The sequence below is a fragment of the Candidatus Sororendozoicomonas aggregata genome (assembly GCF_031528575.1).
Lineage (GTDB): Bacteria > Pseudomonadota > Gammaproteobacteria > Pseudomonadales > Endozoicomonadaceae > Endonucleibacter > Endonucleibacter aggregata.
The window spans coordinates 1-8,221 of record NZ_JAVLSP010000125.1; the positions used below are offsets into that span (position 1 = coordinate 1).

The following is an 8,221-nucleotide window of genomic DNA, read 5'->3' on the forward strand; positions in this document are numbered from 1 at the left end:
CAATAATATTAATAATGATGGTTAGTTTGATTTTTTAATAAACAACTTACGCAGTATGGTTACGTAGATATACTTAACTTAGGGTGGAATCAGAAGGGCGTTTCTGAGAAAATTGCGCTTTTAGTTGGTCATTTGGTAAAGGGTGTAACTTTCTCTGACTTCAAAACTATTACGGCAATTTGGACATTTGGGTAATTTTTCCTCGTAATGATGGAACCATTCGCCGTCAAAACAATCGTTATAAAACCATTTTAGATTACTAAGGTGGTCTCTAAGAAATCCAGGATCCTCGGGTTTATGAAGAAGCGTGATATCATTATCACTGAGTTCAATATGGCGCGGGTGCAGATTGCATGAGCAGAAAGGAATGCAACAAATACAGCAGGTTCCACCGAGTGAATGAAGTAAACACATGTTAATATTTGGACCACACGCTCTCACTGCTTTGCGGCAGCAAAAAGGGTACATTTGGGGAGGTTCAGAAGGGTCCAGGTAAATACTGGGTACACCAAGGAGACTCAAAATACAATTTTCATGAAAAATGTGGTTGCATTTTTTTAGCTTGCCCACTTTATTACCGGCCACAAAATTTTCCTGGCAGATAGTACACAGTTCATCAGTCAGTTCAGCTAAGGGCATCTGAGGATAATCAGTATTGCTTTGATTGAGCACCGGGGCATAGCCCCTTTGCGACGGTTGATTAGTAACAGGTTGCTCTGGAAAGGTTCCATAGTCATTTGGCATTGTAACGCTCCTGATTATCTGTTTTTCTGCGTTTTAGAGACTGTTTAAAAAGGTGTCTGGGCATATAATAAGTTTGTCGTTTTTGATCATTTCCAAGGCCCAACGACGTCTGACAGCTATTGCTTGGAAACGGTTTTGTGTGGCTTATACACTATTAAATACACGACAAATAAGCATTAATGATGATAATGATTGTAAGCGTGATGCTTTAATAAACTACTTGCTAAAGCTCAACTTTCTGATTGTAGCTTCAATCGCTGATCTGGTAGAGAGTGTAACTTCCCCTGACTTGAAAAGTTCTACGGCATTGTGGACATGGGTATTGTGGGTATGTACATAATGTTTCCTGAAGATGGAACCATTCACTGTCGTCACAATAATCCCAAAACCAACTTAGATTCTGAAGGTGGTCTGCAAGGAATCTAGGATTCTCAGGGTTATGAAGAAGCGCGATATCACTATTACTGAGTTCAATACGGCGTGGATTCAGGTTGCATGAATGGAAATAGGCGAAAGCCCAACAGCAGGTACAAGTACCGAATAAACAAACTAAACACATGTTAATGTTTGAACCACACACTCTTACTGCCTTACGCAGGCAATAAGGGTACATGTTGGGAGGTTCTGAAGGATCCAGGTAGATACTGGGTACACCCAGTAAAGCCAATAGACAATTCTCATGAAAAACGTGGCCACAGTCTTTTAGCTTGCCAACTTTATTACCGGCCACAAAATTTTCTTGGCAGATAGTACACAAGGGATCAGGCAGTTCAGCTGATTGCATATCAGGATAATGGGTATTGTTTTGATTGAGAAGTGGGGCATACCCCCTGGACAACGGTTGAACGGTAACAGGCACTGTAAAAGTTCCATATTGACCTTGCATAAAATCGCTCCTGACTACCAGCTTTTTTGTGCTATGAAGACTGTTATCTTTTTATGTATTATAGACACTGTTCACAAAAACGATCAGGAGCAAATACTTTGTTGTTTATACACTATTCAATAAACGATAGTTTATATTTAGTGCTAATAATGATGGTGAATTCGATGTTTTCATAGATTGCTTTCGTAATGTACTTATGCCGATACGTCCAAAAAAATCGAAAAGTTATTTTTGGAAAAATTCTTACTACAATGTGGGTTTTATGGCTGTGGTTTTAATCGGTGATCTCGTAGAGAGTGTAACTTCCCCTGACTTGAAAAGTTTTACGGCATTGTGGGCATGCAGGTAAGCCTCCATATTGATAGAACCATTCACGGCCGTCAGAATCGTTATAGTTATGATAGTTATTTATACCCGCAAGGTGGTCTGCAAGGAATCTAGGATTCTCAGGGTTATGAAGAAATGTGATATCACTATCAGTGAGTTCAATACGACGCGGGTGCAGATTGCCTGAACAGCAAAAGATACAACAACAACAGCAGGTCAAAGCACAGAATAAATTCCATAAACACACGTTAATGTCTGAACCACACGCTCTTACTGCCTTACGCAGGCAATAAGGGTACATGTTGGGAGGTTCTGAAGGATCCAGGTAGATACTGGGTACACCCAGTAAACCCAATAGACAATTCTCATGAAAAATGTGGCCACAGTTTTTTAGCTTGCCAACTTTATTACCTGCTGCAAAATCTTCCCGGCAGATGGTACACAATGTATCATTCAGTTCAGCCGCTTGCATTTCAGGATAATGGATATTGCTTTGATTGAGAAGTGGGGCATACCCCCTGGACAACGGTTGAACGGTAACAGGCTCTGTAAAAGTTCCATATTGATCTTGCATAACACTGCTCCTGACCACCTACTTTTCTGTACGATGAACACTGCTATCTTTTTATGTATTAATAGACACGGCTAAATAAACGACAGTTTATATTTAGTGCTAATAACGATGGTGAGTTCGATGTTTTCATAGATTGCTTTCGTAATGTACTTATGCGGATACGTCTAAAAAAATCGAAAAGTTATTTTTGGAAAAATTCTTACTACAATGTGGGTTTTATGGCTGTGGTTTTAATCGGTGATCTCGTAGAGAGTGTAACTTCCACTGACTTGAAAAGTTTTACGGCATTGTGGGCATGCAGGTAAGCCTTCGCCTTTATGGAACCATTCACCGCCGTCACAATAGTTATAATAGCAACTTATACCCGCAAGGTGGTCTGCAAGGAATCTAGGATTCTCAGGGTTATGAAGAAGTCTGATATCACTATCACTGAGTTCAATACGACGCGGGTGCAGATTGCCTGAACAGCATAAGATACAACAACAACAGGAGGTAAAAGCACAGAATAAACTCCATAAACACACGTTAATGTCTGGACCACACGCTCTTACTGCTTTACGCAGGCAATAAGGGTACATGTTGGGAGGTTCTGAAGGGTCCAGGTAGATACTGGGTACACCCAGTAAACCCAATAGACAATTCTCATGAAAAACGTGACTACAGTCTTTTAGCTTGCCAACTTTATTACCGGCCACAAAATCTTCCCGGCAGATAGTACACAATGTATCAGTCAGTTCAGCTGCTTGCATTTCAGGGTAATGGATATTGCTTTGATTGAGAAGTGGGGCATACCCCCTGGACAACGGTTGAACGGTAACAGGTTCTGTAAAAGTTCCATATTGACCTTGCATAAAATTGCTCCTGACCACCAGCTTTTTTGTGCTATGAAGACTGTTATCTTTTTATGCATTATAGACACTGTTTACAAAGACAATCAGGCATAAGTACTTAGTTGCTTATACACTACCCAATAAACGACAGTTTTTTGGTGATAATAATCGTGAGTTCGATGTTTTCATAGATTGCTTTCGTAATGTACTTATGCGGATACGTCCAAAAAAATCGAAAAGTTATTTTTGGAAAAATTCTTACTACAATGTAGATTTTATGGCTCTGGTTTTAATTGGTGATCTCGTAGAGAGTGTAACTTCCCCTGACTTGAAAAACGTTACGGCAGTGTGGGCATGCAGGTAAGCCTTCGTCTTGATAGAACCATTCACGGCCGTCAGAACCCTTATAGTTATAATAGTAACTTATACCCTCAAGGTGGTCTGCAAGGAATCTAGGATTCTCAGGGTTATGAAGAAGTATGATATCACTATCACTGAGTTCAATACGACGCGGGTGCAGACTGCCTGAACGGCAAAAGATACAACCACAACAGCAGGTAAAAGCACAGAATAAACTACAAAAACACGCGTTAATGTGTGGACCACACACTCTTACTGCCTTTCGCAAGCAATAAGGGTACATGTTGGGAGGTTCTGAAGGGTCCAGGTAGATACTGGGTACACCCAGTAAACCTAATAGACAATTCTCATGAAAAATGTGGCCACAGTCTTTTAGTTTGCCAACTTTATTACCTGCTACAAAATCTTCCCGGCAGATGGTACACAATGTATCAGTCAGTTCAGCTGCCTGTATACCAGGATAATGGGTATTGTTTTGACTGAGAAGTGGGGCATATCCCCTGGACAACGGTTGAACAGTAACAGGCTCTGTAAAAGTTCCATATTGATCTTGCATAACATTGCTCCTGACCATCTACTTTGCTGTACTATGAACACTGTTATCTTGTTAGGCATTATACTGGATATTGTTTAAAAAGGTGAGAAGATATCAGCGATTTGTTTCTTTTGGTTATTTTCAAGGGTCGGCAACGACGCCTGCTGGTCATTTCATACAATTAGCTTTTGTGATTTACACATTATTTGCTCTACAATAGCCTTACATTGATGCTGACAGTGATTGTGAGGGATTAATTCTTTAAAAAGTGACCGCTTAAGCAGTATTACATAGCTATATTTAAAATAAAATTGGGTGGTTATTTTCGAGAAATTTATTACTCTATCTTGACTTTCTGGTTGCGGTTTCAATGGGTGATCTGGTGGAGAGTGTAACTCCCTCTGGCTTGAAAGGGCTTACGGCAACTTGGACATTTGACATCCTCTCGCGACACCCTCTAGATCGCTGGGGGATTCCTATTACTACGAGCCTGTCGGACTTAAGACAATTTCGGCCTAAAATTCAGAAAGCGCGAGAAAGCGCGGCCAGAATTTCCGATCAATTTGCTTAAACAGGTCAACTATTTCAACTATTTCAACTATTTCAACTATTCGCACAAATTGATCGAAAATTCTGACTCGCCCTACTGAATTTTATGCTCGAAAGCATAAGTCCGACAGGCTCCAAGAATTTTGTGATATTGCCGGAGCGTATCGAAAGCCGGTTTTATGGTCAAGATCATACTTTGCTGGCAGTTACGGCGGTGCGCCACTGGATGTGATTAAAGAGTATATCAAGAACCAGGATCAGCCCTGGACGGGCTGAACGAAACTCACCTCCCGCCTGGCTCGGCGGGAGTACTCTTTCGGGAACCGATAGACACTGTTTACAGTAGTGATCAGGTATCAGCGCTTTGCGCAAGTAGATAATTTTCTTTACCCAGGGTGTTATATTGCTTGAGGTGAACCTCCAGCGAATCCATATGCTCTTCTTCGGCATGGAGGATTTTTTCGAGCAGTTGTCTTGACCCATAATCCCTGGTTTGCTCGCAGCATTCAATCCCCTCCAACAGTGTTTCCATGGATTTCTTTTCCTGGTTCAGGTCGAACTCCAGAATTCCTTTCACATCTTCTGCAATCGTTGGGGAGTCGATGTATTCAAAATTGGGGGTTGCGTCCAGAAACAAAATACGCTCTATCAACCAGTCAGCATGCCACATCTCTTCAATGGATTCTTTGTAGATATACTCACCGAGCTTGGTGATGCCCCAGTTTTTTAGCATACGCGCATGGAGAAAGTACTGGTTAATGGCTGTGAGTTCGTTTGCCAGGACTTTGTTCAGGTGGGCAATAACATCTTCTTTGCCTTGCATTGCTTTGATCTCCTGAATGAAGATCAGTTAATTATGGTATGGAATAACGATCTGTCAAATATAACTTATTGAAATATAAAGAGAATGAGTGGTATTCGGATTTACTTTCTTGTTCTGGTTGTTGAGTTGTCTAGTTGAGTTATCTACTAGCCTAGAGTTTTTGATAGAAAATAACTATAACAGGTAAGATAAAATTCATCATAATTGAAATAGCTTTTAGTAGGCGAGCAGAATGCTCGCGTGTATCATAACCCCTGCTTGAGCATTCCCGATGCACATATCCCCAGGAGCTTGTCGGACTTATGCTTTCGAGCATAAAATTCAGTAGGGCGAGTCAGCGTTTTCGATCAATTTGTGCGAATAGTTGACCTGTTTAAGCAAATTGATCGGAAATTCTGGCCGCACTTTCTCGCGCTTTCTGGGTTTTAGGCCGAAATTGTCTTAAGTCCGACAGGCTCCTAAAACCATAATGGATGTGTGTTGATTTGTTGGATCAACGGAGATTGAACGTATGGGCGTATTAGTTGGCAAAAAAGCACCGGATTTTACTGTTCCTGCCGTACTGGGCAACGGTGAGATTGTTGATGCTTTCACTCTGTCTGAAGCGATTGAAGGTAAGTACGGACTGGTATTTTTCTATCCACTGGATTTCACTTTTGTGTGTCCGTCCGAGCTGATCGCGCTGGATCATCGTATGGAAGACTTCAGAGAACGAGGTGTTGAAGTGATTGGCGTCTCCATCGACTCTCATTTCACTCACAATGCATGGCGTAAAACCCCGGTCGATAAAGGTGGCATTGGTCAAGTGTCTTATACACTGGCGGCTGATATGACTCACGAGATTGCCAAATCTTATGATGTGGAGTCCGAAGGTGGTGTTGCCTTTCGTGGCGCTTTTTTGATTGATAAAAACGGTATTGTCCGCTCCCAGATTGTTAATGACTTGCCATTGGGTCGTAACATGGAAGAGTTTGTGCGCCTGTTTGACGCCATCAAGTTTCACGAAGAGCACGGAGAAGTGTGTCCGGCGAACTGGAAAAAGGGTGAGAAAGGCATGAATGCTTCACCTGAAGGTGTTGCCAGCTACCTTGCGGAGAATGCTGACAAGTTGTAAGGAATCTTGTTTTGAACGGGTGAAAAAAGGCTGTCGCTGGCAGTCTTTTTTGCCATTTTGGTGTTCATGTTTTTTCCTATCGTTCTGTTTTATACCGAAATTGTGCAGTACAGCACTTGACTCAGCCGAAAAACTCATTAATATTCGCTGCCGTCAGGTGATGAAGACAGCGCGGCTGTTACCACCGGAAATTCCCCGATAGCTCAGTTGGTAGAGCAAATGACTGTTAATCATTGGGTCGCTGGTTCGAGTCCAGCTCGGGGAGCCATTTGCGCTTGTTTAAGCAGGTGCTGACAGTTGGGTCGTTAGCTCAGTCGGTAGAGCAGTTGGCTTTTAACCAATTGGTCGTAGGTTCGAATCCTACACGACCCACCATTTTATAGATTGTTATAGAAGCAGTTGATGTTATTGGCTGGTTGCTTTACATTTCACCTTCAGCGTTAAGTGTGAAACCGTTTAGCGGGTCGTTAGCTCAGTTGGTAGAGCAGTTGGCTTTTAACCAATTGGTCGTAGGTTCGAATCCTACACGACCCACCATTTTGTTTTATCGCAACGCTCTCTTCGTGTTTTTGCGTTGGTAAAGCACCGGAAAGTTTGTAGAAAATTTGATCCCCGATAGCTCAGTTGGTAGAGCAAATGACTGTTAATCATTGGGTCGCTGGTTCGAGTCCAGCTCGGGGAGCCATATTTTAAGGCTGGCAGAATCAGCCAGTATAGAAAATACGGGTCGTTAGCTCAGTTGGTAGAGCAGTTGGCTTTTAACCAATTGGTCGTAGGTTCGAATCCTACACGACCCACCATTACCTAAAGGCCACGTTAATAGTGGTCTTTTTTTTATGCTGTCAGTGTAATTTTAGCTGGGGACGCGTAGTTTTACTGAGCAGATCCTTTAAGATCAGCGCTCCTGTCTTGATTCGACCATACAGTGTCATCTGGTGCATGCGATAGAGGCTGATATAAAACATTTTGGCCAATGTGCCCTCTACCATCATACTGCCGGAAATGGTGCTCATCAGGTTTCCCACAGCGCTGAACCGGCTCAGGGAGATGAGTGAGCCATAGTCCTTGTAAGAAAAAGCCAATGGTGATGCCTGGTTGATAATGCCGGCAAAGCTTTTGGCCAGCAGGGTGGCCTGCTGGTGAGCGGCCTGCGCCCTTGGGGGGATGGTAACCTTCTGCCCCTTTTTATCTGTTAGCGTGCAGCTGGCACAGTCACCAAGTGCATAGATGTTGTTGTCTAAAGTGGTTTGGAGAGTGGGTCTGACGATCAGCTGATTGATGCGATTGGTTTCCAGTCCGTCGATTTCCGCTAAAAAGCCCGGTGCCTTAATGCCAGCCGCCCAGATCATTAAATCAAAGTCCATTGCGCTGCCGTCGCGAGTAGATAGTCCGTCGTGACGAATGTTACTAACCAGCTGGCGCACCATGACGCTGATCCCCATTTTAGTCAGCTGTTTATGGACACAGTTGCTGATCCGG

General features: G+C 42.7%; 8 protein-coding genes, 5 tRNA genes and 1 pseudogene. 7 read left to right on the forward strand and 7 right to left on the reverse strand.

Features of this window, described 5'->3' with window-relative positions:
- Positions 1 to 120 precede the first annotated feature (120 nt).
- The 5 genes from V4C51_RS16265 to V4C51_RS16285 all read right to left on the reverse strand — a co-directional run bounded on the left by V4C51_RS16265 (position 121) and on the right by V4C51_RS16285 (position 4,277).
- Positions 121 to 744, reverse strand: a complete 624-nt coding sequence (locus V4C51_RS16265) for an RING finger domain-containing protein (RefSeq protein WP_330927236.1) — start codon at positions 742 to 744, stop codon at positions 121 to 123.
- Positions 745 to 994: 250 nt separating this feature from the next.
- A complete protein-coding gene (locus V4C51_RS16270; RefSeq protein WP_330927237.1) occupies positions 995 to 1,630 on the reverse strand; it encodes an RING finger protein in 636 nt (211 codons plus the stop codon).
- 274 nt (positions 1,631 to 1,904) lie between these two features.
- Complete coding sequence (locus V4C51_RS16275; RefSeq protein ID WP_330927238.1) at positions 1,905 to 2,531, reverse strand: RING finger domain-containing protein; 627 nt, start codon at positions 2,529 to 2,531, stop codon at positions 1,905 to 1,907.
- 230 nt (positions 2,532 to 2,761) lie between these two features.
- Positions 2,762 to 3,382 carry an RING finger domain-containing protein gene (locus V4C51_RS16280; protein ID WP_330927239.1) on the reverse strand — a complete coding sequence of 207 codons (621 nt, stop codon included), beginning with the start codon at positions 3,380 to 3,382 and terminating at the stop codon, positions 2,762 to 2,764.
- Between the two features lie 268 nt (positions 3,383 to 3,650).
- The gene (locus tag V4C51_RS16285; RefSeq protein WP_330927240.1) at positions 3,651 to 4,277 is read right to left on the reverse strand and encodes an RING finger domain-containing protein; all 627 of its coding nucleotides are present in this window, start codon (positions 4,275 to 4,277) and stop codon (positions 3,651 to 3,653) included.
- A 666-nt stretch (positions 4,278 to 4,943) separates the two neighbouring features.
- Here V4C51_RS16285 and V4C51_RS16290 point away from each other — a divergent pair.
- Positions 4,944 to 5,081 (forward strand): annotated as a pseudogene (locus tag V4C51_RS16290) (transposase); the annotation flags it as partial.
- 73 nt (positions 5,082 to 5,154) lie between these two features.
- On the opposite strand, the gene bfr reads toward V4C51_RS16290, so the two are convergent.
- Complete coding sequence (gene bfr / locus V4C51_RS16295; protein WP_330927241.1) at positions 5,155 to 5,628, reverse strand: bacterioferritin; 474 nt, start codon at positions 5,626 to 5,628, stop codon at positions 5,155 to 5,157.
- Between the two features lie 511 nt (positions 5,629 to 6,139).
- Here bfr and V4C51_RS16300 point away from each other — a divergent pair.
- The 6 genes from V4C51_RS16300 to V4C51_RS16325 all read left to right on the forward strand — a co-directional run bounded on the left by V4C51_RS16300 (position 6,140) and on the right by V4C51_RS16325 (position 7,542).
- Positions 6,140 to 6,742: a peroxiredoxin gene (locus V4C51_RS16300; protein ID WP_330927242.1), complete on the forward strand. Its 603-nt coding sequence runs from the start codon at positions 6,140 to 6,142 to the stop codon at positions 6,740 to 6,742.
- A 192-nt stretch (positions 6,743 to 6,934) separates the two neighbouring features.
- Positions 6,935 to 7,010: transfer RNA gene (locus tag V4C51_RS16305), tRNA-Asn, on the forward strand.
- Positions 7,011 to 7,041: 31 nt separating this feature from the next.
- Positions 7,042 to 7,117 (forward strand) — tRNA-Lys (locus tag V4C51_RS16310).
- Between the two features lie 86 nt (positions 7,118 to 7,203).
- A tRNA-Lys gene (locus V4C51_RS16315) sits at positions 7,204 to 7,279 on the forward strand.
- A gap of 72 nt (positions 7,280 to 7,351) precedes the next feature.
- Positions 7,352 to 7,427, forward strand: a tRNA-Asn gene (locus V4C51_RS16320).
- A 39-nt stretch (positions 7,428 to 7,466) separates the two neighbouring features.
- A tRNA-Lys gene (locus V4C51_RS16325) sits at positions 7,467 to 7,542 on the forward strand.
- A gap of 42 nt (positions 7,543 to 7,584) precedes the next feature.
- Here the strand turns inward: V4C51_RS16325 and V4C51_RS16330 are convergent.
- The coding region (locus tag V4C51_RS16330) for an NAD(P)/FAD-dependent oxidoreductase (protein WP_330927243.1) at positions 7,585 to 8,221 on the reverse strand (637 nt) is incomplete at its 5' end.